General features: G+C 58.6%; 25 protein-coding genes and 2 pseudogenes. 16 read left to right on the plus strand and 11 right to left on the minus strand.

The genetic code is table 11. The features are described from left to right. Positions 1 to 2: 2 nt before the first annotated feature. Positions 3 to 392 carry a hypothetical protein gene (locus tag AC1ZQA_RS01350; RefSeq protein WP_482678052.1) on the minus strand — a complete coding sequence of 130 codons (390 nt, stop codon included), beginning with the start codon at positions 390 to 392 and terminating at the stop codon, positions 3 to 5. 20 nt (positions 393 to 412) lie between these two features. Here AC1ZQA_RS01350 and AC1ZQA_RS01355 point away from each other — a divergent pair, with 20 nt between their 5' ends. Next, positions 413 to 1,606: a class I SAM-dependent methyltransferase gene (locus AC1ZQA_RS01355; RefSeq protein WP_482678053.1), complete on the plus strand. Its 1,194-nt coding sequence runs from the start codon at positions 413 to 415 to the stop codon at positions 1,604 to 1,606. Positions 1,607 to 1,629: 23 nt separating this feature from the next. Here the strand turns inward: AC1ZQA_RS01355 and AC1ZQA_RS01360 are convergent, their stop codons facing one another. From AC1ZQA_RS01360 to AC1ZQA_RS01370, 3 genes are read right to left on the minus strand one after another with little or no spacing between them, the layout of a single operon-like run. Then, positions 1,630 to 2,538: a hypothetical protein gene (locus tag AC1ZQA_RS01360; RefSeq protein WP_482678054.1), complete on the minus strand. Its 909-nt coding sequence runs from the start codon at positions 2,536 to 2,538 to the stop codon at positions 1,630 to 1,632. 5 nt (positions 2,539 to 2,543) lie between these two features. After that, on the minus strand, positions 2,544 to 4,514 hold the full coding sequence (locus AC1ZQA_RS01365; RefSeq protein WP_482678055.1) for an ORC-CDC6 family AAA ATPase: 1,971 nt from the start codon (positions 4,512 to 4,514) through the stop codon (positions 2,544 to 2,546). After that, positions 4,511 to 5,395: a phosphoribosyltransferase-like protein gene (locus tag AC1ZQA_RS01370; protein ID WP_482678056.1), complete on the minus strand. Its 885-nt coding sequence runs from the start codon at positions 5,393 to 5,395 to the stop codon at positions 4,511 to 4,513. The genes AC1ZQA_RS01365 and AC1ZQA_RS01370 overlap by 4 nt, the downstream gene beginning before the upstream one ends. A gap of 260 nt (positions 5,396 to 5,655) precedes the next feature. On the opposite strand from AC1ZQA_RS01370, the pseudogene AC1ZQA_RS01375 reads away from it, so the two are divergent. From AC1ZQA_RS01375 to AC1ZQA_RS01425, 11 genes and pseudogenes are all read left to right on the plus strand, one after another. After that, positions 5,656 to 5,898: pseudogene (locus AC1ZQA_RS01375) on the plus strand (zinc-binding alcohol dehydrogenase family protein); the annotation flags it as partial. Positions 5,899 to 6,057: 159 nt separating this feature from the next. Further along, positions 6,058 to 6,405 (plus strand): Dabb family protein, encoded by a 348-nt coding sequence (locus AC1ZQA_RS01380; RefSeq protein WP_482678057.1) that lies wholly within the window; start codon positions 6,058 to 6,060, stop codon positions 6,403 to 6,405. A 5-nt stretch (positions 6,406 to 6,410) separates the two neighbouring features. Then, positions 6,411 to 7,340: a DMT family transporter gene (locus AC1ZQA_RS01385; RefSeq protein WP_482678058.1), complete on the plus strand. Its 930-nt coding sequence runs from the start codon at positions 6,411 to 6,413 to the stop codon at positions 7,338 to 7,340. Next, a complete protein-coding gene (locus AC1ZQA_RS01390; protein ID WP_482678059.1) occupies positions 7,337 to 7,759 on the plus strand; it encodes a DUF2000 domain-containing protein in 423 nt (140 codons plus the stop codon). Before AC1ZQA_RS01385 ends, AC1ZQA_RS01390 begins: the two co-directional genes overlap by 4 nt. Before the next feature lie 8 nt (positions 7,760 to 7,767). Then, positions 7,768 to 9,174: a phenylacetate--CoA ligase family protein gene (locus AC1ZQA_RS01395; RefSeq protein ID WP_482678060.1), complete on the plus strand. Its 1,407-nt coding sequence runs from the start codon at positions 7,768 to 7,770 to the stop codon at positions 9,172 to 9,174. Position 9,175: 1 nt separating this feature from the next. After that, on the plus strand, positions 9,176 to 10,120 hold the full coding sequence (locus AC1ZQA_RS01400; RefSeq protein WP_482678061.1) for an aminotransferase class IV: 945 nt from the start codon (positions 9,176 to 9,178) through the stop codon (positions 10,118 to 10,120). A gap of 15 nt (positions 10,121 to 10,135) precedes the next feature. Next, positions 10,136 to 10,750: a hypothetical protein gene (locus tag AC1ZQA_RS01405; protein ID WP_482678062.1), complete on the plus strand. Its 615-nt coding sequence runs from the start codon at positions 10,136 to 10,138 to the stop codon at positions 10,748 to 10,750. A 32-nt stretch (positions 10,751 to 10,782) separates the two neighbouring features. Next, positions 10,783 to 11,697, plus strand: coding sequence for an ornithine cyclodeaminase family protein (locus tag AC1ZQA_RS01410; RefSeq protein WP_482678063.1), 915 nt, complete (start codon positions 10,783 to 10,785; stop codon positions 11,695 to 11,697). 44 nt (positions 11,698 to 11,741) lie between these two features. Further along, a pseudogene (locus AC1ZQA_RS01415) lies at positions 11,742 to 11,930 on the plus strand (tyrosine-type recombinase/integrase); the annotation flags it as partial. A 58-nt stretch (positions 11,931 to 11,988) separates the two neighbouring features. Beyond that, the gene (locus tag AC1ZQA_RS01420) at positions 11,989 to 12,195 is read left to right on the plus strand and encodes a DUF4160 domain-containing protein (RefSeq protein WP_482678064.1); all 207 of its coding nucleotides are present in this window, start codon (positions 11,989 to 11,991) and stop codon (positions 12,193 to 12,195) included. Beyond that, positions 12,179 to 12,433 carry a DUF2442 domain-containing protein gene (locus AC1ZQA_RS01425; RefSeq protein ID WP_482678065.1) on the plus strand — a complete coding sequence of 85 codons (255 nt, stop codon included), beginning with the start codon at positions 12,179 to 12,181 and terminating at the stop codon, positions 12,431 to 12,433. The genes AC1ZQA_RS01420 and AC1ZQA_RS01425 overlap by 17 nt, the downstream gene beginning before the upstream one ends. Positions 12,434 to 12,460: 27 nt before the next feature. Here the strand turns inward: AC1ZQA_RS01425 and AC1ZQA_RS01430 are convergent, their stop codons facing one another. From AC1ZQA_RS01430 to AC1ZQA_RS01460, 7 genes are all read right to left on the minus strand, one after another. Continuing rightward, positions 12,461 to 13,336, minus strand: a complete 876-nt coding sequence (locus AC1ZQA_RS01430; RefSeq protein ID WP_482678066.1) for a DMT family transporter — start codon at positions 13,334 to 13,336, stop codon at positions 12,461 to 12,463. 65 nt (positions 13,337 to 13,401) lie between these two features. Further along, entirely contained in the window at positions 13,402 to 13,932 is a 531-nt protein-coding gene (locus AC1ZQA_RS01435) for a MarR family winged helix-turn-helix transcriptional regulator (protein WP_482678067.1), read from the minus strand. Between the two features lie 217 nt (positions 13,933 to 14,149). Next, positions 14,150 to 14,758 carry a GNAT family N-acetyltransferase gene (locus AC1ZQA_RS01440; protein ID WP_482678068.1) on the minus strand — a complete coding sequence of 203 codons (609 nt, stop codon included), beginning with the start codon at positions 14,756 to 14,758 and terminating at the stop codon, positions 14,150 to 14,152. Between the two features lie 347 nt (positions 14,759 to 15,105). Beyond that, positions 15,106 to 16,215 (minus strand): hypothetical protein, encoded by a 1,110-nt coding sequence (locus tag AC1ZQA_RS01445; RefSeq protein WP_482678069.1) that lies wholly within the window; start codon positions 16,213 to 16,215, stop codon positions 15,106 to 15,108. 25 nt (positions 16,216 to 16,240) lie between these two features. Further along, entirely contained in the window at positions 16,241 to 17,614 is a 1,374-nt protein-coding gene (locus AC1ZQA_RS01450; protein ID WP_482678070.1) for a saccharopine dehydrogenase NADP-binding domain-containing protein, read from the minus strand. An 83-nt stretch (positions 17,615 to 17,697) separates the two neighbouring features. Then, positions 17,698 to 18,252: an acyl-homoserine-lactone synthase gene (locus AC1ZQA_RS01455; RefSeq protein WP_482678071.1), complete on the minus strand. Its 555-nt coding sequence runs from the start codon at positions 18,250 to 18,252 to the stop codon at positions 17,698 to 17,700. 83 nt (positions 18,253 to 18,335) lie between these two features. Then, positions 18,336 to 18,773 carry a DUF4902 domain-containing protein gene (locus AC1ZQA_RS01460; protein WP_482678072.1) on the minus strand — a complete coding sequence of 146 codons (438 nt, stop codon included), beginning with the start codon at positions 18,771 to 18,773 and terminating at the stop codon, positions 18,336 to 18,338. Positions 18,774 to 18,880: 107 nt separating this feature from the next. On the opposite strand from AC1ZQA_RS01460, the gene AC1ZQA_RS01465 reads away from it, so the two are divergent. From AC1ZQA_RS01465 to AC1ZQA_RS01480, 4 genes are all read left to right on the plus strand, one after another. After that, on the plus strand, positions 18,881 to 19,594 hold the full coding sequence (locus AC1ZQA_RS01465; protein ID WP_482678073.1) for an autoinducer binding domain-containing protein: 714 nt from the start codon (positions 18,881 to 18,883) through the stop codon (positions 19,592 to 19,594). A 521-nt stretch (positions 19,595 to 20,115) separates the two neighbouring features. Continuing rightward, positions 20,116 to 21,333 (plus strand): nucleoside 2-deoxyribosyltransferase, encoded by a 1,218-nt coding sequence (locus tag AC1ZQA_RS01470; protein WP_482678074.1) that lies wholly within the window; start codon positions 20,116 to 20,118, stop codon positions 21,331 to 21,333. Further along, positions 21,330 to 21,938 (plus strand): 7-cyano-7-deazaguanine synthase, encoded by a 609-nt coding sequence (locus tag AC1ZQA_RS01475; RefSeq protein ID WP_482678075.1) that lies wholly within the window; start codon positions 21,330 to 21,332, stop codon positions 21,936 to 21,938. The genes AC1ZQA_RS01470 and AC1ZQA_RS01475 overlap by 4 nt, the downstream gene beginning before the upstream one ends. Then, positions 21,928 to 22,590: a nitroreductase family protein gene (locus AC1ZQA_RS01480; protein WP_482678076.1), complete on the plus strand. Its 663-nt coding sequence runs from the start codon at positions 21,928 to 21,930 to the stop codon at positions 22,588 to 22,590. The genes AC1ZQA_RS01475 and AC1ZQA_RS01480 overlap by 11 nt, the downstream gene beginning before the upstream one ends. The last annotated feature ends 19 nt before the right edge of the window (positions 22,591 to 22,609 follow it).

A 22,609-nucleotide genomic window follows, 5' to 3' on the forward strand; every position in this document is an offset into this window, starting at 1 on the left:
GTTTACGTCTCGCGCGCGGTCAGAAGCACCAAGAGCGCGCGCTTCGCCGCCACATCAAGTTTCATCGCAGTATTTATAATATCGATATCTAACTTGGATGCCGTTCGCCTGGGTCGCGGTTCTCCCAAGAAGGGTCCGTCCCTTCCGGTTAATAGCCAGTGGAGGTTGATCTCGCGGCCCGTCTCCTGGGCGAACTTTGTCGCGAACGCTCCTAGCCGCGCCGCATCAGGGAGCGTCCTGCCTTTCTTAACGGACTGCAGCGTCGCCGGCGTCGCGTAGCCCATCGCGCGCGATGCGTCCGACAGTGTCATGTTGAGATCGTCGGTCAGCAACGACAATAGTCGACTCGAAATCTGTTGGGCCGCTTCGACGGGCCTTTGCGTTCTGCTCATGTTGTTGATATTATCAAAACATGAGCCGTAACGACAAGTTCAACGATGCGCTTGGGCAGCACATGACGCCCGCGACGATCGCCAAGCTCGTGGCACGATTTGTCCCGTCGACCGTGCGTGTGGCGATTGACTTGGCCGTCGGTGACGGCGCACTGCTTCGCGTGCTTCAGGCGCGAAAGAGCCCCGTCACCCTACTGGGCATCGACTGCGATTCATATCGCCTCGAACAAGCCCGTGCGGCCGACGTTCCGATCCAGCTGAGGCATGCCGACGGCCTCGAATTTCCGCTACCCCGTTGGAAGCATCTGCAACGTAGTCAGCTTGTAATACTGGGCAATCCGCCCTTCCTGCCAGTCGACCCCAACGGTGAGCATGCGCGCTGGCAGGAGCTCGCGTTTTCCGATGTGCGGTCTCGCCACGGCGTGCGGCGATTGGAGATGTCGTTTCTCTCGCGTGCGCTGGTGGAGGCGCGTCAGCGCGGAGGTCTCGTCGTGATGTTGATGCCCTCGCCGATCGCGGCAGGGCTCCTCTACGAGCCATACCGCCGCAGTCTTCTGAGCAATTTCCGCGTGCAGCGCGTCGTGACCATCGACGACATGCGCTACCGCGATACCGAAGCCTCGACGGTTCTCCTGGCCATCGATGCTTCACGCGCAGGAGGTCGCCACGTCGCGATCGATCGCTTCAGCCCGACCGATGGACTAACCCGCGTCTACCGTGGCCCCGTTGAACCCGGTCAGCGCCTCGATGCCGGCTTCTGGTGCGCCATCGATTTGCATCGAACTGGAGCGCCCACGCTCGAACAGATGGGCGTGGACGTGACGCGGGGCCGGTACTGTAAGGCCGACGCCGATCGCCGACAGCATCGCGTCCTCCACACGACAGACCTGTCCCGGCACCAGGGCTCGACGATCCATTTGCCGGATCGGATCGGCCGGAGCTTCCATGACGACGTCCTCGCGGAGGCCGGAGACATCCTGTTAAGCCGCACGGGCTCGCGCGTGCGCTGGGAGCCCGTGATCGTGGCCGGCGGCATTGCCCCCATTACCGATCACGTTCTACGCATCCGTGCCCCCGAGCCCGTGCGTGACCGAGTCGCCCGCTCTTTCCAGCACCCCGCGTTTCCGATGTGGCTGGAGAGCGTGACCAAGGGTGTCTGCGCTTCCGTCATCACCAAGCGAGAACTCCTGCAGATGCCGATCTTCTCGAACTGAATTCGCCAGGTGGTTCGCGCGTCTCAGAACTGGACGCGATACATGTGCCATCGCCGGACTTCGGACGAGCGGCCTGTGCTGCGCTCCGGGTGGTCGTAGATCAACGAAGAGGCCTGATAGCTCGAATGCCCGACCAGGAACAACGCGCAGGCGATGCCGTGCGGCTTGGTGCCAAAGGGCGCCACCACAGTGTGCGGCTGATCGGCTCGGCCCTCCTGATGGATGGCCTCCAACAGGTCGTAGGCGCCACTGACGCTTGACGCAGCACAGTAGCGGACCGACTCGAATTCGCGTTGCGCCAGCGTGTCGATGTTGTTGGCCATCGCGTTCATCTCCCAGCCGGGCGCATACCCTGGTACGCCGAAGACTGCGTAGCGCTTCCAACCAACGATTGCATCGTTCTGCTCGCAAGCGCCGGCTAGCCGGGAGGCTTCGTAGCCGAGAAATGCAACCAGGCGCGCGTCGTGCTTAGATAGCTCAGGCGGCGTGGTGAATCCGCGCACCGACTCAAGTTGGCGGCTTTCGCTCAGCGAATATTCCCGTGCCCACGACGAGTTGAGGTAACGATCCTTGGTGTATTCAAACGGTTCGACGTACAGACAGTCCACGCCGACGAGGCCAGCGGCCTTGGCGTGTTTGAGCAGCTGCAGCACCTCGACGAACCCCAGGGAAGTGGTCTCGAGGAGCACCTTGTCGGCGCGCCGCATTTGCTCCATGACAGTGGAATTGCCAACAAGCTTGCCATCAACGTACAGCCGATCCGGCTGCTCGGTGAGGTACTGCATCAGCACGGTCGACGAAGAGGTTGCCTTGGTCATCTCAATGGCAGCGCGAGACCGCTGGTCGATCGCGCTCCCGTGATAAGCAAGCTTCCACAGCATGCCACCGAACTCGTGTTCGCGCCCGACCGAAGAAAGCGTTTTAATCTTCATGGCGGTCAGGCCTGCGAGAACAGCGAGTACTGATCGCCGTCGCCATCCAACTTCCAAGCCTTCTGATACGACTTGACCAGCGCATTCATCTCTTCGTGGCGCCCCGTCATCAGGGTCTCAACAGAGGACGCGGGAAGCTCCAGCTTGCGCCCCTTGTTGAACGAGATTCCGAAGTACGGCGCATAGATCGGGTTGAATATGTAGTCCATGGTCTCCAGTCGTGCGCCCTTGACCTTGGTCTCGGGTGCGACGAAGAGTACCGACCACTTCAAACACTCGGACAGAAGCTTCTGTGCATCAGGCTTCAGATCCCCGCCGCTGATGGCGAAATGCGTTCGCTCGGCCTCACTCTGCGAAGGGCGTGCATGCGAGAGCCGGAAGACCTGCCCGAGTGTATTGACCACGTGAAAGAGCCGATTGCCGAAGTCGCCCGAGCCTTGTGTCTCCTTCACGAACAAGGCACTCGCATCGCGTGCAGCCATAGCTTGGGTCTTGATGTCGACGGACTGCACTTGGCCGTCGATCACATCCGTGCCTTGCAGCGACAGATGGCATAACTCCAGGAAGTGCCGTGTGTTGCCCTTGGAGAGTTTCAAAAAAGCATCGAAGCCGGCATAGAGCACGCACGGCGTGGGCAACGGAAGAAACAACAGATACATGGACGCACTGAAGTAGTTGTGCGTCCAGTTGGCCGTGTCAAACTGATTCGTCTTCTTCGTTGCCTTCTTATCGAGCTCTGTAAGGAGATCCTTGGGCTTCTTGCCCTGATGCAATAAGGCCGGCACACAAAGCGCCTCTTGCGCCAAGTCCTGCCGGATGAAGTCATCGGGTTGATACGGCGCGTCTGACAGCTTGAGCCCTGTGCTGATGTTGTCGCGCAGACGACCGCTTAAGCTCTTGTCCTGCAGAACGTGTCGCGCCGCGTTCTCGTTGTTCAGTCCCGGCAAGATCTTGCGCGCCGTCTCCAGCGTCTCGCGTCGATAGGCTTGATCGTCCAGGCGCGTCTTGATGCCCGTCAACGACAGCAAGATACCCGCCTCGATCGCCTGAGGTCCAACCGCGATGCCCTTGCGTTGTAGCCGAGAACAGAAAAGCTCGGCCGCGAACAGCGAGAAATCGGCCTTAGCCCATTCCTCAATGTCACATGTACGGAAGTCATCACGCTCTTGCAACTGCTCCGCGCTGAGCGTCTGTCGCGTGACCATGCCGTTGCGCTTGGTGGCGATGTGGAAGATGAGCGGTGCTTCGGAATGCTTAAGGCGCGTGTTGACGGCACGCATCTGGTACTCCAGGAGGTTCTCGTATTCGTCGATGAAGACGAAGAACACACGGTCGCGCATGAATTCGAGCTGTTCGCGAACAACGCTGATCAGTTCGAGCAATGCAGGACGCAGCGGCAAGAACGTGGGTCGCGGCTGATCTCCATCCTGGTTGTTCAGCCACATGCTGAACTTGTTTCGGGCAGAGCGGATGTGCCGGATCAAAGCCGCGAGAGTCGTCGGTGCCGACGCGTCGAAGTCCCGCCATGCCGTGAAGTCAAGAGCATCGACGCCGGGAAACGTCTGACGTCGCTGCGCGTTCGAACTCAGCAACTGCAATGCACTGAGGAGTTCCGTAGCGATCGACAGACACAAATCGTGCTCGAAAGCCCGGTGCCAATCGTCCTCCGACAATGCCTCGCCGCGGAACGTTCTCAAGTGCTGGGTGTCTGCCCGCAGGTAGAGCCCAATCTGCTTGGGCAACGTCTCCGGCGTCATCTCTCGGTTCGGACTGAGCTGAGTCGCGTGCGATAGGTATCGAAGCAGCGTTGTTTTGCCACAGCCGCGACCGCCCTCAAAAATCAATGGTTTTCGGACTTCGTCCAGCGCCAGTCGGTCATAGTAAAGGGGGACGACAAACTCGCCCCACAGGTCGAAGCCAAGTTCCTCAGCCCGATTCTTCGCAAATGCTTGCGCAGCGAGATTGGTCGTGCTCATCGATCCACCAGCGAAGACCATTGGTCTCTTTGATTCCAAAAAATAGGTAGCGTGTTGTTCGGCGTTCCGTGATCGAACGCGTAACACAGCGCTTGCTCCTCGAAGCCGAGTGCCGGAACCTTGCCGAGCCCGAATCCGACCTCCCTGGCGATGCGGTCGTAGTCGGCTCGCAGCCGCTCGACGAGCCCATCGACTTTAAAGTTTCGCAAGTTCTCGCCCTCGAAGAAGTGATGACCTGCGCCGAGGATCTCGCCAGCGATGAACTCGACACGCGGATACTTTTTGTGAACGTGGTCGATGCCATCCTCATGCGCCGCCACGGTCAGATAGATGAATCGGCAGTTCGGGTTGGCGGCCATCAGCTGCTCAAGACTAACGAACACTGCGAAGTCGGAGAATTGTTGACCGCTGCCGCAGAAGTCATCCACGAAGATGATCATTTTCAGGTCTGGGGTGTGCAGCAGGTTCTGTGGCCAGGTCGCCCACTTCTGATTCAGCCTCAGAAGCTTGAATAGGCGTCTAAGCACGTACGTGCCGCTTTTGATCGGAGGATCCTGCAGGCGAATCACAGGCGCGAGACGAATGCCGGCTTCGCTGCGGCCCTTGAGAGCCTCCACCACGGCCTGATCGCTATCGCCAGTCGGCCCCACAAGCTCAGGCCGGCAGAGCACGCCGTACAGCATCGCTTCAACCTGGACTCGGCTGCGGAAGATGAAGCCATCGAGCAGGCACGCTCCGAGCAGGGATGCTTGCCGCGTTTCGAATTGACTGAACCAGGCCTCCAGCCGCGCCTCGTCGACGCCCGCCCAGATATGCTGCCTCACAAGCTGTTTGGCTCTGCCCACCGTTCCTTCGATGAACAGGCGCTCGTCTCTTTCCAATCTTGCCCCTTTTGGGTCTATGTCATTTCAATGCTGTTGTCGGCGAGCTTGTCGCGCATCCGAATTACATCATCGTGTACTCGCAGTCCAATCGACTACCGCAGGACCATGGGAATCGCGGCTTGGGCTGCTGCCGGTTGCGTTGACATGGACCTAAGCTTTTTGAGCTTCCTCGAACTGTACGGGACTGACAGCGCCTACGACCCGCGCATCATGCTCAAGATCGTGCTGCGCGCTACGCTTTCAACGCCGCCAGCGCCGGTCACGTGCCGAGCAGCCTCGATTTCGCGCAGGCCGCGGTGTTGCCACTGACCGCTATCGCCGCCTGGGAAGCGCTGTTCGACCGCCTGGACCTGCGCCGCGCGGTGCCCGGCTTGGCACCTGCGATCCTCATCATCGGCGGCGCCGGCGGGGTTGGCTCCATCGCCATCCAGCTGGCGCGGCAGCTCACCGATCTCACCGTACTCGTCACCGCCTCGCGCCCCGAAACCCGCGACTGGGCAACAATGATGGCCTGTTAGATCTGACAGTTACGCGTCCGTATTGGCGCAAGTTCAATACGTCTCCAGGGATAGATGCCAATTGGATGTGGATCGTGACGGGATCCCCGGCGCAGGTTCAGCAGACCAGTGCGGCAGCATGCCGCGCGGAAAGGGTGGGCAATGATTCTGCACTTGGTGCTGTTCAAGTTCAAAGGCGGTTTTTCATGGCAATCCCCTATCGCGGTGGGCGCGGAGGCCAAGAGCAAGGACCATCCGGCACACATTAAGGAGATCTTGACTTGGTTGACCGGCCGGGATATTTCGCGACGCGACGTTGCGGCCGACTTCATCATCGCCGGCCTGTTCAAAGATCAGGCGGCGCTTCAAAGCTATTTGGTTCATGCCGATCACATGGAAGGCGTGGTGCTATGGCGCGAGATCGCTACCTGGCAGGTGATTGACATAGATATGGATGCGGGCACGACCACCCGGCTAGGCATCCATGAGCTATTGAGAGTCGGGTGTTGACAGGCATGCACGACAAGAAAAAGGGCGTGCTGTTCATCTGCATCGCCGCATTCTTCTGGAGCACGTCGTTCTCGGTGACTAAGCTGCTGCTTGCCACGGTGCCACCGTTGACCATCGGCGCGATCCGCTTTTCGCTAGCGGCACTGATCCTCTACGCCCTGATGCGCTGGCGCAAGGGGCCAGCACGACGTGGTCAAGACATAAAGCACTCGTTGGCGGCGGGGTTCGTCGGCATCTTCGTCTACTTCGCGCTGGAGAACGTGGGCGTGGAGTTTGCCACCGCCAGCGACGCCACGCTGATCATCGCTTCGTACCCGGTGATCACGCTGATCGGTGAGGTGTTGTTCCGCGGCAAAAGGGCGGGCTTGGCCGAGGTGAGCGGGATGATCTTAGCGTGTGTTGGCGTCTACCTGATCGCGGCTTACGGCAGCCAGTCGACGTCGGCGCTGCGCAACTGGGGCGTGCTGATCCTGCTGCTGGGTGGTGTAGTTTGGGCCACTTACAGTCTGCTGATCAGTACCACCGCCAGCAGATTGGACCCGCTCAGCGCTACCTGCTACCAGACCATCGCCGGCGCCGTCGCCTTCACGCTCGCCTGCCCGATCGAGGCGCACGCCTGGAGGACTCTCGGCGCGCTCGACGTGGGCCTGCTGCTCTACCTGTGCCTTTCGTGCTCGATCTTGGCCTTCCTACTCTACAACGCTGGGGTCAAGTACGTGTCGTCGTCTACTGCCGTCAACATCCTCAACTTGGTGCCGCTGTTTGGCATGGTGATCGCGGTGGTGACGCTTGGCGAACGGCCGTCGCCGATCCAGATCTTGGGAGGTCTGATCGTGGTGGTGGGTGTGTACATCGTCAGCGCCATGGACCACAAGGCGAACCGCCCCCTCGAACATCAACAACTCGCTCGCCAATCAAGTGGAGGTTTGGAATGAAATTCGATGCCGCCGAGCACAAGTGCGCCATCATTGTCGACTGCGAACTGCCGGTCGGGCTGGCAGCCAACGCGGTCAGTGTGATCGGTATCAACTTTGGCCGCGAGATCGACGGCATCGTTGGCCCCGATCGCTATAGCAGGGACGAGGTCTGCTATCCCGGCGTAGTCTATTCGCCGCTGCCAGTGCTTTCCGCCGATGCCCAATCCATTTCGGCCATCCACCAGAAGGGCCTAGCTGAGACTGGCGTCTACCTGATGCCGTTCAGCGCCCTAGCGCAATCCTGCAAGACCTACGACGAATACACGGAGAAATTATCCAACACCGACAACGAGCGGCTGAAGCTAGTCGCGCTGGGGCTGGTCGGACCCCGCAAGCTGATCAACAAGCTAACCGGCAGTCTGGTGCTTTTCAAATAGGAACCGACATGTACGCCATCTTCAAGGAAGACGCGCTCAACTTGGCGCGCTCTGTCTACAACGAACACGTCCAGTTCGAGCAGCAAACCCTTTCTGAAACCGATCTGCGCGCGCGCCGCGAGCTCCGGCTGGAACAGGTACTGCAATACGTGTGCGAGCACTCAGCCTTTTATCGCCAGCATCTTGGCGAACAGGTGCTGGCCGCCAGCGCGCAGGGCCAACGCGTCGGACTCGAAAAGCTGCCGTTCACCACCAAGGATCACCTACGTGAGCGCGGTTGGGACATGGTGTCAGCGCCGCTGGGCAAGGCGTGGGTGTACTACGAGACCACGGGCACTACCGGCAAGGCCACCCCATGTCCGCGCAGCGAGATCGACTCAATCTATAACAACACGCCGCTAATCCTACGCTACGGACAGATTTTGAAGCAACACGGCGTCGGGCACATTGTCGGCGTGATGGGCCCGACCGAGGTGCACTCCACCGGCGACACCTTCGAAGACGTGATGCGCAGTCTGGATTTCCCTATGGTCAAGATGTGGCCGCGCTCGCCAGTGATTGGCAACCAGCGCGCGGCGACGTTGATCGAGGAACTGAAGATTACCGCGCTGGTGTGCACCCCTGCGGTGGCGATCTCGCTAGCCAAGCACTTCCTAGCGCAAGGGAAGGATCCGAACCATACAAGCGTCCGCGTACTGTTCACGCTGGGCGAGCTAAGCACGCCGCAACTGTTGCGCAACTTGGGCTCGGTGTGGGGCGCAGCGGTCTACAACTGCATGTACGCTTCGCAGGAGGCGTCGATCATGGCGGTGGCTCGGCCTGATCACCAGCTCTACACGTTGCCCCTCAACAACGTGTATGAACTGCTCGACCCTGATACCGGTACCCCCATCGAAGTGGCCCGCCATCATGAGGAATACACAGGCGAGCTGATCATCACTCATCTCTATCCCGGGCAAAAACCGCTGGTGCGCTACCGCACTGGCGACATGATGAGGGTGAGGCGCCAACTCGACCACACATGGCAGTTGACACCGATTGGCCGAGTACGTGATCGCCTAATCCTGAACGGCCACAACGTCTGCGCATACGACATTGAGGCCGCGCTACTGGAACACTTGGATGGATGCCTCGATTATCAGATCGCCATTGAGCGACACGATGGCACTGACCGCATCGCCGTGGTGGTGGCGAACCACGCACCGGGCACTCTAGTGCTAGATACCGAGTGTGCCGGGCGTCACATGCGGGATGCACTGGGCGTGCCGGTGCGCATCGAGGTCGGCGAGACTGACGCGATTACCGGCACGTCGGCGATGGTCAGCTGGAAGGCGGCGCGGGTGCACGATCAGCGCACGGCCGACGACCACGAACGCCTAGCCGCGCTAAATAGTTTTGCCAACCGCGGAGCTTGAGATGAGCGCCACCACCGCGCCGCGCCACTATGGTTGGGTCTACCTCGACGGCGAGTTGCTCCCGGCCGGCGACGTCAGCTTGCCGCTGACAACCCAGGCCTTCAACTATGGCACCGGGGTATTCGAGGGCATTCGTGCCTACCGCGCCTACGCTGGCGCGCTTGCCGTGTTCCGGCTTGACGACCACCTGAGGCGGCTGCAGGCCTCGGCCCGCCTGCTGAAGATCGATTCGCTGCCCGACCTGGCCGCGCTGCGCGACGCAGTGCTAGCGGTGCTGCGCCGCAATGAATGCAAAGAGGACTGCTACATACGGCCATTGGCATTCAAGAAAGCACTACTGCCGGGCGCCGGTTTCGGTGTGAAGCTGCACGGTGTCAGCGACGGTTTCGCCATCAATTGCCTGCCGATGCCTAGCCCGCCCGCCATCGGCGCGATGCGCTGTTGCGTGCCGGCGTGGCGGCGAGTGCCCGACTACTGTATCCCGGCGCGCGCCAAGGTCACCGGTCTGTACGCCAACTCTGCCTTGGCGATGGAGGCCGCGCACAGCGCCGGCTGCGACGACGCGATCCTGCTCAACGTGCTGGGCAACGTGGCCGAGGCGACCACCACCAACGTGTTCATCCGCAAAGGCCGGCGCTTGCTCACGCCACCATCCACTGCTCACATCCTGGAAGGCATCACCCGCGACACCGTATGCCGCTTGGCCGCCGAGCACACCGATCTGTTCATCGAGGTGCGCGACATCACTCTTACCGATCTGTACAGCGCCGACGAGTGCTTCCTCACCGGCACCGGGCGTGAGATAGCTGCCGTGGTGGCCATCGACGGCTATCAGATCGGCGATGGTCAGCCCGGCCCGACCGCCTGCGCACTGTTGGAGCAATACCAGACCGCCGTACGCGGCGGATTCGATCGCCACTCCGACTGGATCACCCCGGTCTACTGACACGGAGATTGTCTTATGCAAAACATAAATCTGGGCCATGTCGGGTCGGCCAACGTCTTCACGCTAGGGCCGCAGGGCACTAGCAGCGAAGCCGCCGCCAGTCACCTGATCGGCTACATGCGGCAATACTCACTGTGTGACGAAGGCTCGGTCTGGCTGAGTGAATCCTACGAAGGCGCGCTCGACCGGTTGCTGGTCTCCAGCGATGGCCTGTTGTTGGTGGCGAACGCCTACGCCCACGTCAACGATTTCTACATGGACAGTCGGCTTAACCTAGCGGCGGCCTTCGTATTCGACACCCCCCTGTATGGCATCGCCTGCAAGAAGGAAGCTGCCCTGCCCAGCGACTTGGTGATTGCCACCCACCCAGCCCCGACACCGTTGATCTACCAACTACTGCCAGAGGACTTCGGCATCAAGGAGATTGTCAACCGGTTGTCGACCAGCGCCTCTGCGCTCGCTGTGGTCAACGACGAAGTTCATGCCGCGCTGACCACTGCCAAGGCGGCCGATGCCTACGGGCTAAACTTTATTTCCGCCACCCGACCGATCCGCATGCTATGGTCGGTATTCACCCGTGGCCCTCGCCTGCGCGCCAAGGACGCGTACCGTTCAGCGGTGACGTTGTAATGCGGTTTTACTGCGACGAGGAAATCCGACGCGTGTTCACGCCGCAACGGGCGCTTTGGGCGGCGCGCGACGCGTTCGCGCTGTTGGGTGAAGGCCACTTTGTGTTCTACCCGCGCCAAGTGTACGAATCCCCTACAGGCTTCATCGGCCAGATGCCAGGTTACATCGCCTTCGGTGAGAATCGCGGCTTCGGGGTGAAGAACATCGTCGTCGCCAAGGCTAGAACCAAAGACATGCCGTCGCACAACGGCGTGGTCACGATCTTTGACCCAGACAGCGGCATGGTTCAAGCGGCATTCGACGCCAGCACCATCACCGAATTGCGTACCGCCGCCATGTCCGCCTTCGTCACAGACCGGCTGGCCGCACCTAAGGCAGAGACGCTGGCGCTGCTCGGGGCCGGCGACCAAGCGCGCGCGCACTTGGTGGCCATGCTGGCAATCCGCCCTTTACGCCTGGTGCGGGTGTGGTCGCGCAGTGCCGAAAGTCGCGAGTGCCTGCTAGCTTGGTCCCGGCGCAATGTGCCCGCCGGCTGCGTGGTCGAAGGCTGCGACGCGGCCGCTAGTGCCGTGGCCGACGCCAACATCGTTTGTTCTGTCAGTGGCGCCATAAGCCCTATCCTGTTCGGCGACATGCTGGCACCGCATGCACATGTCAATGCCATCGGCGCTTCGCGCCCAGGCGCCGAAGAGCTGGATTCGTCGGTGTTCCACGACGCGACCATCTACCTCGACTGCCGCGCGGCCTGCTTGGAGGAGTCTAGTGAAATTCAGCGCTATCTGGCGCTGCACGGCGACACCGCATCCGCCGACCTGCGCGACGCCTTCGACTTGTGTGCGGACGCCTCACCCTCCGTGCAGAGACGTACGGTGTTCAAATCGGTGGGCTTCGCCGCGCAGGACCTAGTGGCGGCACGCAGCATCGATCGGCTCTGGCAGGCTGCCTGACGGACGCATTGTTCAGGACGGACTGCGCTATGCGAACGACTGCGAAAAGGCCGGATTCGGCCTTCCTGGCAGATTTGCGCTTCCATGACCTGCGCCACGAAGCCACGTCGCGCCTGTTCGAGTAGGGCCTGGGCATCATGGACGTGGCGAGCATGACAGGACACAAGACCCTGGAAATGCTCAAGCGGTACACACACATAGAGGCGAAGAAGTTGGCGAAAAAATTGGGATAGCATCCTGACATGCCAGTCGTCTTTTGCCACAAGAGATTTCGCTTCTTGTTCTTCTCGAATGAAGGGAATCCGCGCGAGCCGGTTCACATCCAAGCCGGTTCACATCCATACTCTCAAGGACGGCATCGACGCGAAATTCTGGCTCCACCCCGTGCGCGTTGCGTACAATGATGGGTTTGATGCCAAGACCTTGCGTGAACTCGTTCAAGTGATTGAAAGCCACGTCACTGACATTGAAAGGGCCTGGGATGAACATTCTAGTTAGAGCGCAATCCATCGCTTTCAACGACGACAGCATGCAGGTGCAGCTCTCCGATGGGAGGGTGCTTGGCGTCCCCTTGGCCTGGTTTCCACGTCTGCTGCATGCAACCCCGGCGCAGCGAGCCCGTTACACCCACAGTACGCGCGGCCTGCATTGGGAAGAACTCGATGAAGACATTTCTGTCGAGGGATTGCTTGCCGGTACAGGAGACTTGACCCATCGTCACGCTACAGCAGCGTGATGATGACCAATCAGCCTCACCGCCAATTCAAGCATATCGGGTCAAAAGAAGGAGCGAGCCCACTATTAGCGCAGCCCCGGCAAACGTGAAACCGGTGATGGGTTCGTGCAAAAAGGCCGCGGAGAGACCGACGCCAAATATCGGGGTCAAGCACAGTAAAAACGCAGAGGTATGTAACTCGACAGTTTTCATCCCTTGAAGATAAAGCACAAAGGCCAATGCGTACGTCAAAAGTCCGGAAATAATCACGCTGGGATGGAACAACGCTGCGCTGAATGGTTGGCGGAGGACGATGACCAGCAGACCAACAACGGCAGTTGCAGCAAGCAGCTGCCAGAACACTAACAGCAGCGGATCCACCGTCTCATCCACCAAGCGACCAGACAACACGACATAGACCGCTGCAGCAAGTGTACCCATGAAAATCAGAACCTGTCCGAAATTTGCATCGAAGACAAGGGAGGCATCAAGGGAATTCGCGTTGACAAAAAGGACACCCAGAATTGCGATGAGGCCAAATGCAATGGCATTGATTTTGACTTTCTTGCCGAACAAAATGAACGCCACTGCGAGGATCATGAAGCTTTCCAATGCTTGGATGAGAACTCCCTGTGTTGCCGTCGCTGATTTGAGCCCCAAAACGCCGAGAGCATAAGCGAGGCCTGGCTCTAGGAATCCAAGCCATGCATGACGGAACTCCCGCGTGCTCCGTCGACGCCGAAGGAGTGCAATAGGAGCCAGGAACAATAGAGCAGCGAGCAACTGAACAAGAAAAAATGCCAATCCGCCGGTAGAACGCGAAAGTGCATATTTGGTCAGCACGGTACCGCTCCCCCAGCACAGGGTTGCAAGAACGGTCAAAAAAATGCCCACCCACTTGGATGCAGAAACAGAAAGAGTCATTGAGATCCTGGCCTTCAAGCGTTGAACAACGAGATTCCTCTCGGACGAACCAGCAACTCGGGTGATCAACGGCGGGAGTTCGGCTCTGCCGGGCACCTTTCTTGGGGGCAGACGCCCAGATCGCAGAACCGGCATGCTCGATCGGAGGCCGCTCGGTCGGGCGTCAGGACTGTGAGCGCCCGTTCTATAAGGGTCTGCACCGCCTGATGCTGCTGTTGATCTAACGCTGCAATTAACGGCAAAATTGCGGACTCGCGACCTTTGAGTGCCTGCGTACGCGATTCAAGCCCACGAGTTGTCAGATTGATGTGAATAACGCGCCCATCAGCGCCTTGGCGAACAACATCGACCAGACCGTCATCTCGCAATTTCTGGACGATCCGTGTGACACTCGGTTGAGTTAGGCCAAGCGCAGACTGCAGTTCTGCCAGAGAGCCGCCTCTTTGAGGTTCCAGTTGAATCAGTGCGATCGTCGAGGCTACAGATCGCTGCGTTGACTGCTCAGCTTTCCGCTCCACCTCATCACCAAGGGCGCATGCGAAAGCCCCGAGTAAATTGGCAAGCCTTCTGTCGGCCGTTGAGACATTTCCGCCCATTGATTAATCCTCCTGCTAGGAATTATACATACATCATGAATGCATGTAAATGACCAGCGGCGGCTTCGACATTGTCCGGCCGTAGGGCGGTTGAAGCGCTCATGTTTGTCATGCAGTAACGAAGTGTCTGCGGGCGTGCTCAGCCACGGTGCGCCATGGACGGCGCAGTTGCACATAAGCCGTGCTGTCGGTTCTGGAGCGCCCAGCGCGCGAGATGCTAAAGCTCCAGGCGTAACAGTGGGCGGTCATGCCGCTGTCGATGAACTTCGACGAATCCCAACCCAAGGAACACCGACGTCTTGCCAACAAACAAGTCGCTTATGCCACTTCCCGCTGGCGAGTCCCTCGGGCAAGCCTCGATGGCTAAAGCGCCGTGGCTCTGCGCGAAGTCGATCGCGTGCGTCAGCAAGTCAAGCAACGCACCGCTGCGGCGATAGCGCGCTTCGACGAAGAAACATGAAATGAACCAGTCGCCATCACGCAGCGATGGTCTTGCGACCGGTGACCGGCCGATGACGGGGTAGTCTTGGACAGGGGCGACGGCGCACCAGCCATATGGCGAGCCATCCCTGAGACCGATGATGCCGGTAGGCTGCCCGTTCTCCACGATATGGCGAAAGTACGATTTCCGACCAGCGCGCCCCTGACGCTCCCATTCCCCGCGTGCAAGACGCCACCAAGTACACCAGCAACCTCCGTTTCCACCTTGATCGCAGCCCATGACTGTCTCGAAGCTAGGCCAAGTCGAGGCGGTGAGGGGGAGATAGGTTGACTCCATGTGCCTTTCCAATCGAACTAGGCCGACGGCTCCAACGATGAGCCCCATCGCTAGGAATCGCTGAACAAATGTCGTTGCGGCGACGGATTCTAGACCAGCGGCGGGGTGCTGCTTTAAGATGATGCAGATGCGGCAGAAATGGCTCAGAAATCAAGTCCAAACAGACGCCTGGGGGCGTTTTTCCCTCCACTTTTCAACCCAGATTGTCCATAGAATCCACACGCATCAACTCGCGCTTTGACGGGGGTAGTGCAGACCTTCCTTAACAACATCGAAAATGTCTGGAACTTGCCAACCCAAAAATAGGTTCTAATGACACCGAACACGGGTATTTATCTGAGATTGAGATGATCTTCGATAATTCCATAAGAATAAGACTTCCTGCTGAAATTGGGTTAGTATTCAAACAATGGCGAGTTATGGGCAATGCGTGGCGCCCAAGGGTTGTGATACTTCGCCTCGGGTAGTATTGGATGGGGGTGAAATAGCCCATAATTGATGTGATCCGACGACATCTCGCCCTCAGAGATGTAATCAATGACAAGCCATGGCCAGATCTCATGTTTTTTGAAGTCGGGGTCAATTTCTCCATTGATCGTCACGTCAGTGGGCAGAAGAACATCGGTGTGATATGTTGCAGAGTAAACTCGGCCGGAATAGCTCTCCGGGATGTACGCGGGCCTATGGCTTAGGGGGCATCTTTTGGCAAGCGCCTCTTGATCAGTGGTTGTGTTGTGCCAGCTATTGCTTGGAGTGCCCTTGTGACCGATCCCGCCATTTCCGACCGAGAACATTGCAATGTCGTATATCCATTGAACCGCCTCGTGCAACGAGGGCTGGATTCCTCGAAGCACGAGGGAGTTTGCCAAGTGGCCCGGCGAATTTACGGAGATCAAGAGCCCGCCCGGCACACGTCTATCGTGATTCAAGGTGCGGTGCGCTCCAGGGTAGAAGACGTTGATGCCCGCTTTGAATACGCCATATGCGCCGTCCCGCTTGAAAGGAATTGCTTCGGTGTAGATGGTGTCGCGCTGCAGGGGGGCGTGTTCCACGATATACAGTTCGGATGCGCGTTGGCACGCCTCCAGAAGCCGGGGACTTGGTTTGGCTCTAGCCAGCCGCCAGTGTTCGAACATGATCAAGAAGCCGCTTGCCAGTCCCTCTGCTGCACGGTCTTTCCATACCCGCCGCGCAGCTTGGATCTTCAGGCTGACGTGCGCGTCTCCGGCCTCAATATCGCGGCTACTCAACCAGCAGATGTCGTACGCTACACCCTTGGACTCTTTGGCGCCCAGGCGGCCGAAGAGGCATGGCTGATGACGCGACGCCCACTTTAGAAATGCCTCGCAACATTCACTCTCGCTGACGCCTTGTGCAAACAGTGTTTGCTGCGCATCATCGATGTCCTTGCCGAAACTGAAGTCATCAGGGTATGTTTCGAGGCTGTCAATGATATCCCAAAGCGATTCTTGTCGTTCCGAACCATCGTCTACAGAAATCAGCATCGCGCTTTTCCCAGATCAATCCGCGTTATTCATGTTGGTCAATGTGGCTGTTCACCAAAAATTCCTGGAATATCAGTTCTCTCTTGTGTTTGTCTGGCTGCCAGGCCACCGACTCCATGGACATCGGTTTCCAATACTCCTCCGTCATTTCGTAAATGAATTCCCAGTCAACCTCCTCGGACTCGATTACCCCTCGTCGTGGATTGCCTTCCATCCATTTCAGTGCTGCGACAACGCTGGAAACCACTTGCAAGCTCGTGGCGTTGTTGTATGCGGCCATCTTGCGGGCTTTGCCGATCGAAAGATTGGAGCCCAGCCAGAACGACCGATGCGTACCGCTCACGAGAAAGATGCCAAGCTCATCGATCCCTGAGGTGATGCCGTCTTTGATCACCCGTCTGCTCGCAACGCGCTCCTCGTCGCCATCTGCAAGCAACGGTAGCGACTCGACCGTTGCATCGCATGGATGATATGCATAGAAAACGGTAGGACGATACATAGTTTCTTCGCCGTCCAGCACAGTCAGATATTCGGCAATCGAAAGCGACTCATTGTGGGTGAGGAGGTATCCCTCAAATCCCAGGTAGTTGGGGCTCCAGGACTTGACCCGTGTATCTTTCCCACGGGTTGCCAACTCCAAAACCGATTGCGTCTTCGAGCAATGCAACGTTGCTCCGGAGGGAATCTGCTGCTCTTCATGGCTGCCCCATCCGAGTTCTGCTGCTTGCAGGCACTCCGTGATGAAACCATCAACAGACCACGTGCAAACGAATTCGTCCGGATCCCTGTGGATGGATTCCACTTGCGTGTCCCGCTCCGAAATCTGGATCACGCGGATGTCTAGGGTTCGAGCGAGATTGGCCCAGTCATCCCGGCTGGTAGGCTCGCAAGAAAACCCGATACTCCGTGCCATTTCGTAAAGGGCCTTCTTCAGCAGAATCGAGATAAATCCCGGGTTGGCACCGTGCGCGACCAGCGCAGTGGCTTTTTCAGCGCAAGAGGTCCGCATGGCCTGGATGGATTCACGCAGACCGTAGTTGCTTTCGAGCAGCCCTTGTCCACTGCATCCGTACTCCCAAGGCTCGATGCAGCTATCGATGTACAGGGTGTCGTTCTCTTGGGCAAGCCGGATAAGATCGACGCTCGATACGGAAACGGCGAAGTTCAGCAGCGCGGTGTTGGCGTCCAGCAGCGGCGCCAGCACGGTTCTGTAGTTTTCGGGGGTGATGCGGCATTCAATCAGTTCTGCCGAATATTCAAGTGCAACTTTCAAACGGTCAGACGTGACCATTTTATCAAATATGGTCTTCCTAGCTTGAAAGTGTCGGTCCAGAAGTGGAAGAAGCCCCTGTCCGATGTTGCCAAAACCGACCAAAACAATGCGACTAATAGTAGTCATGTTGGTGTTACGTCCAGATCGAGTGCCATGAAAATTCACACTTGCGCGGGGGCGCAGGGGTTTTGCGTCGTATTCGCGACGACTTACATGCACAAAATCCAGCAAGCAAAAATCGGATGCCCATCAATAATCATGGGCGGCCCCGCACGGTGCGCTTGAAAGCCAGCCCTGCGCAGCAACCTCTCCACACCGATATTCGTCACCATAATCAGTCGCTTGGCCCCTTGTTCCGCCGCACAAGAAATCGACGCGCGCATCAATGCAATCGCTGCTTCTGAGGACATCTTTCCCAACGCTGACGTGGTCTGACTGTTGAAATCTGTGGCCGCAAATCGCGACAACTCCCAGACATCGGGGGATGCAGGTGGCGCAAAGCCATTGAGTAGTTGCGGGAACACTTCGCCCAGGAGGTAGGGTCGGGTGGTGGGCAGCAGTCGGGCGCAGCCGCAAATTTGACCCTGAGCATCCCGACCAACAACGTAGACGGTATCCGGGCGATCGAACTGGTCGGCTTCAATGCCCTCCCGAGTGGGCACGTCCCAGCCGAGCTTCTCCACAAACACCCGATGACGATAGCGCCCGACGCTGGCATGCAAGCCCTGCTGAAGCTGCGCTGAGGATCCTGACACGATCTGCATACCACCTCCCATTGGCATCCATCCTTGGGGGGGTATTCCACCTGCGCCAAAGCGGGCGCGTAACTGTCAGATCTGACAGGCCATCAGGCGTAACGTGAACGAATATGCTGTTCGACCGCCGCTTGCCAAGACCAGGTTGAAATCAGCATACCCAGCGCGGCATCGGTCCTGCGTCGGCCCAGATCGCGGTGCTGAGCATCCACGATCATCACATTGCTTCGGGGTTCGCCGATAGGGGTGTAGACGGGCGGCATCGCAGAGATATCCAGCCACCAGTCCCAACCCAGGGTGATGGCCGGGGATGTCGTACTCAGCCATTCGGTATAACCGGAGATCGGGTCCAGACTGGCAGCCTCACAGATGGGTGGTGATCCATCATGTACATCCAGGCCGGACAGCAGATGGGTAAAGGGTATCGTCCTGAGGGTTTCAAGGGTGAGACGGATCAGGCCGTCATCTGACAGGGTCATCATTGACGCTTGGAAAAATGCAAGGCCGTCATTCGTGGTCGGGTGCATCATGTTGGTCGTCCTCAATGAATTGCAGAGGACACGTTACATGAAGACACAATGCAGGAATAGTGTCAAATATGACAGTCCGCCACAAGTACTGTCCGCAGGAGAAGGCCGTGAAGGGATGGCAAGAACACCAACTCCATGCGCTGCAGACGACCACGTGTGACGCGCAGTTGTTCGAACTCGTCGTCTCGATCGTCCATGACCTCGGATTCGACCATTGCTCCTATGGGCTACGCATGCCGCTGCCGGTCTCCCAGCCCAGGGTGGTGTTGCTGACCAATTATCCGCGTGCGTGGGAAGAACGGTACAAGGAGAGGGGATACATTGCGGTTGACCCCACGGTCCGCCATGGTACGCATTCCCTGCAGCCCGTCATCTGGTCAGACGCGTTCTTCGCCTCGAGTCGCGATCTCTGGGAAGAAGCCCGTTCGTTCGGTTTGTGTGTCGGCTGGGCGCAATCCGGCCGGGATGTGAACAGCACCATGGGCCTGTTGTCGGTGTCACGATCGGGGGAGCCAATTTCCGAGATCGAATTGCGCGACAAGGAGATCAAGCTAGCTTGGCTGACGCAGATGGTGCATCTCGGTATGTCGCGCATTCTCTCGGCCAAGCTGATGCCCGAAGCGGAAGTCCAACTCACCGATCGGGAGATCGAGGTGCTGCGCTGGACGGCGGATGGCAAGACGGCGTCGGAGATCGCCGACATCCTCAACATCTCCGAGCGCACGGCGAATTTTCACATTGCCAACGTGATCACCAAGCTGAATGCGCCGAACAAGACCGCTGCGGTCATTCGGGCGGGAATGCTGGGGATGCTGAGTTGACAGGGCCACCGTGCCTGGAGCAAATCTCAGTAACAACATGGGCAGTGGTCTCGGAACCTTCCAGATGCATCTTGTCCTCCCTGTCAAGATTGACAGGTTTCTGCATCATATTGCCCAAATACCATGCAGGCATTCACGGCGTGGACCGAGCAATCTATGCTGATTCCCCAATCCATGTAATTCAAGGAGGCAAACATGTCTGGGAGCGGTGGAGGAGGCGGAGGCGGAGGTGTTGGCGACCCCCAGCCTCTTTGCAGCGAACTGAAGTTCACTATCCTTGTTTCCAGCCCGCAACCGGCAGCAGTAGCTGCATTAGAGCTGGGGAGTGTGCTCATGATCGATGTGGCACAGCAAGGTATTCAGATGGTCGTGAGAGTACTGCACAACGGCACGTTGGTCGGTGGGCTCGCTGGCCCTGATGCGGCACGCCTTCGTAACTGCATCGAGGGCGGGCACGTCTATGAGGCTGAGGTGCTCTCGATCAACGGGGGCCAGGTTCGGGTAGAAGTTGGGCACATCGGATGACGCTGCATGTTGTCGGAGGCGTGTACCGCGAGTATTGCGTTCATCCGCGATGGAATACGATCTTCGGCTCTGGTGGACGGGCCGCACTCGCCATTGCGACCTTGGATACGCCGGTTGTCCTGCACTCGTACATGAGCGACGAAGCGCAGGCGGCAATGAACGAGCAAGGCGCGTGGCTAAAGTCGTTTCAAACGCGCCCAACTGCAGTGCCAGATATGGTTGGTTTCACCTACTTGCACGACCTGGCGACACCTCAGATTCACCACGTCCCGAACCGTCCTTTCGCATCAATCGAGGTAAACGAGGATAAAGTGGTGCGCTTTGGCATGCTCGAAGGAGATGCGGTGGTTCACGCCCGCTGGGCGGTCTACGACCCGCAGAATGCGCACGCGAGCCAGCCCTTTCGAGCGAACGGCTCCACGGCTGATCACCTAGCGTTGGTCCTGAACAACTTCGAGGCTGGTCGGATGGCCGGCATGACAGATCAACCACCATCGGTTACCGCGCCAGCCTTGGCGCAACAGCAGGGCGCTGAAGTCGTGGTGGTCAAGATGGGGCCGGAAGGTGCGTTTGTCTGGACCGCCCAGGGCACGGATCGAGTGTCGGCCTACCGGACGAACCGTGTGTGGAAAGTAGGTTCGGGTGATTGCTTCGTCGCGCACTTTGCGAACGCATGGATGCATGAAGGAAAATCACCGCGCGACGCCGCCGAGATCGCCTCCCGAGCAACCAGTTATTACTGTGAAACGCAAGGCTTCCCAAGTACTCAACTCTTCACCAGCCATAGCTTCCAGCCCTTAAAGTTATCGACAGACTATGACGACGGCATCCGGCGCCGGGTTTACCTCGCCGGGCCGTTCTTCGATCTGGCGCAGGTCTGGATGGTCGAACAGGCACGCAACAACTTGCACGAAATGGGATTGCGAGTTTTTTCTCCCTACCATGATGTAGGTCTAGGCAGTGCGGATGACGTCGTCGCTCAGGATTTACAAGCGATCGTGGATTGTGATCTGATGTTAGCTATCACCGATGGGCTTGACGCCGGTACGGTGTATGAGATCGGCTATGCGCGAGCATTGAATAAGCCGGTCATCGTCTATAGCGAACGCCACAAAGGCGAGAGCCTGAAAATGATGGAGGGCTCGGGGTGCACGCTTTGCGATAACTACACCACGGCGCTTTACACCACTTTGTGGGAGGCGGTGAAACTGTGAAGACCGGCCTCCTGCTGTCAGGCGGAATGGACTCGATCGCCATCGCTTGGTGGAAACGCCCTCAATGGGCAGTGACGATCGACTACGGCCAGAAGGCCGCATCTGCCGAAATGCTTGCCGCCGCCCACGTCTGCCGTGAACTCGGTATTGCACATGAAATCATCAAGTTGGACTGCAGCTCGCTTGGTTCCGGTGACATGGTGCACAAGGCGGTCGATGCACACGGCAGCGCTTCCGACTGGTGGCCTTATCGCAATCAATTGCTTATCACGTTGGCCAGCATGCGAGCGATCGCTCGGGAGGTGCGGGCGCTTTACATCGGCACTGTTAAATCCGATGGTGATAGCCACCGCGACGGAATGCCAGAATTCGTCAACCGCATAGATGGCTTGATGGAGTTCCAGGAAGGTGCTCTGCGGGTGATTGCTCCGGCCATTGACTTCACCACTGCCGATCTCATCCGGATGGCGGGCGTGCCAGCCAGCCTGCTTGCATGGTCGCACAGTTGCCACAAGGCGCACATCGCTTGTGGCGACTGCCGAGGGTGCAATAAATACCTTGCCACCTATGCGGAGCTGGGTACAGAGTACAGCGGTGCTGCTTGATCCTGTGCCCCGTTCGCTGCCATTGCGCTATGAGCCTTACGTCTGGCCGGATGGGGCCAGAACGCCGCTCGTGCCACGCGCGCAGCCTTTGGAGATTGAGCTTGCGGCGCTTTTGGATCAACGCCAGACCCGCCGGACATTCGAGACGTCTATTGATGAATTGACTCTGGGCGAGTTCTTGTGGCTCGCATGCCGCAATCGCAGTTCAAGGCCAAGCGCCTTCGGGCCAGACCAGGAGTCGCGGGTTCATCCCTCGGCCGGAGCGATGCATCCGATCCACGTGCTGCTTGCACGGGAAGCTGGCCCGTGGTTCCGCTACGACCCGCTCGAACATGCGCTCATCGAGCTGCTGGACTCAGAGCTAAGCGTAGCGGCCAGTCGTAAAGCTGCCGATTCGTTGGTTGAGCTCGCCAACGGATTGCTGATTGGGTTGGTGGCTGAGTCCGGCAAGACCGCTGCAAAATATGAACATCATGCGACCCTAGTTTGGCGTGATGCTGGTGTAGTGCTTGGTTATATGTCGATAGTGGCCGAGGCCATTGGGGTCGCATTTTGCCCACTGGGTATCACTGGCCGACCATATTTGACAGCACAATTGCCGAACGCTTCTGCCTTGCAGGCAGTGGGCCTTGCCGTCATGGGTAGGGCCTGACTTGAAGCGAGTGCACGTG

This window comes from Thiomonas sp. DCM-2, assembly GCF_056820905.1.

Bases quoted from the DNA above. Each gene is read 5' to 3' on its own strand.
- AC1ZQA_RS01350 (WP_482678052.1), bottom strand. From the start codon at position 392: ATGAGCAGAACGCAAAGGCCCGTCGAAGCGGCCCAACAGATTTCGAGT.
- AC1ZQA_RS01355 (WP_482678053.1), top strand. From the start codon at position 413: ATGAGCCGTAACGACAAGTTCAACGATGCGCTTGGGCAGCACATGACG.
- AC1ZQA_RS01360 (WP_482678054.1), bottom strand. From the start codon at position 2,538: ATGAAGATTAAAACGCTTTCTTCGGTCGGGCGCGAACACGAGTTCGGT.
- AC1ZQA_RS01365 (WP_482678055.1), bottom strand. From the start codon at position 4,514: ATGAGCACGACCAATCTCGCTGCGCAAGCATTTGCGAAGAATCGGGCT.
- AC1ZQA_RS01380 (WP_482678057.1), top strand. From the start codon at position 6,058: ATGATTCTGCACTTGGTGCTGTTCAAGTTCAAAGGCGGTTTTTCATGG.
- AC1ZQA_RS01385 (WP_482678058.1), top strand. From the start codon at position 6,411: ATGCACGACAAGAAAAAGGGCGTGCTGTTCATCTGCATCGCCGCATTC.
- AC1ZQA_RS01390 (WP_482678059.1), top strand. From the start codon at position 7,337: ATGAAATTCGATGCCGCCGAGCACAAGTGCGCCATCATTGTCGACTGC.
- AC1ZQA_RS01395 (WP_482678060.1), top strand. From the start codon at position 7,768: ATGTACGCCATCTTCAAGGAAGACGCGCTCAACTTGGCGCGCTCTGTC.
- AC1ZQA_RS01400 (WP_482678061.1), top strand. From the start codon at position 9,176: ATGAGCGCCACCACCGCGCCGCGCCACTATGGTTGGGTCTACCTCGAC.
- AC1ZQA_RS01405 (WP_482678062.1), top strand. From the start codon at position 10,136: ATGCAAAACATAAATCTGGGCCATGTCGGGTCGGCCAACGTCTTCACG.
- AC1ZQA_RS01420 (WP_482678064.1), top strand. From the start codon at position 11,989: ATGAAGGGAATCCGCGCGAGCCGGTTCACATCCAAGCCGGTTCACATC.
- AC1ZQA_RS01425 (WP_482678065.1), top strand. From the start codon at position 12,179: ATGAACATTCTAGTTAGAGCGCAATCCATCGCTTTCAACGACGACAGC.
- AC1ZQA_RS01430 (WP_482678066.1), bottom strand. From the start codon at position 13,336: ATGACTCTTTCTGTTTCTGCATCCAAGTGGGTGGGCATTTTTTTGACC.
- AC1ZQA_RS01435 (WP_482678067.1), bottom strand. From the start codon at position 13,932: ATGGGCGGAAATGTCTCAACGGCCGACAGAAGGCTTGCCAATTTACTC.
- AC1ZQA_RS01440 (WP_482678068.1), bottom strand. From the start codon at position 14,758: ATGGGGCTCATCGTTGGAGCCGTCGGCCTAGTTCGATTGGAAAGGCAC.
- AC1ZQA_RS01445 (WP_482678069.1), bottom strand. From the start codon at position 16,215: ATGCTGATTTCTGTAGACGATGGTTCGGAACGACAAGAATCGCTTTGG.
- AC1ZQA_RS01450 (WP_482678070.1), bottom strand. From the start codon at position 17,614: ATGACTACTATTAGTCGCATTGTTTTGGTCGGTTTTGGCAACATCGGA.
- AC1ZQA_RS01455 (WP_482678071.1), bottom strand. From the start codon at position 18,252: ATGCAGATCGTGTCAGGATCCTCAGCGCAGCTTCAGCAGGGCTTGCAT.
- AC1ZQA_RS01460 (WP_482678072.1), bottom strand. From the start codon at position 18,773: ATGATGCACCCGACCACGAATGACGGCCTTGCATTTTTCCAAGCGTCA.
- AC1ZQA_RS01470 (WP_482678074.1), top strand. From the start codon at position 20,116: ATGACGCTGCATGTTGTCGGAGGCGTGTACCGCGAGTATTGCGTTCAT.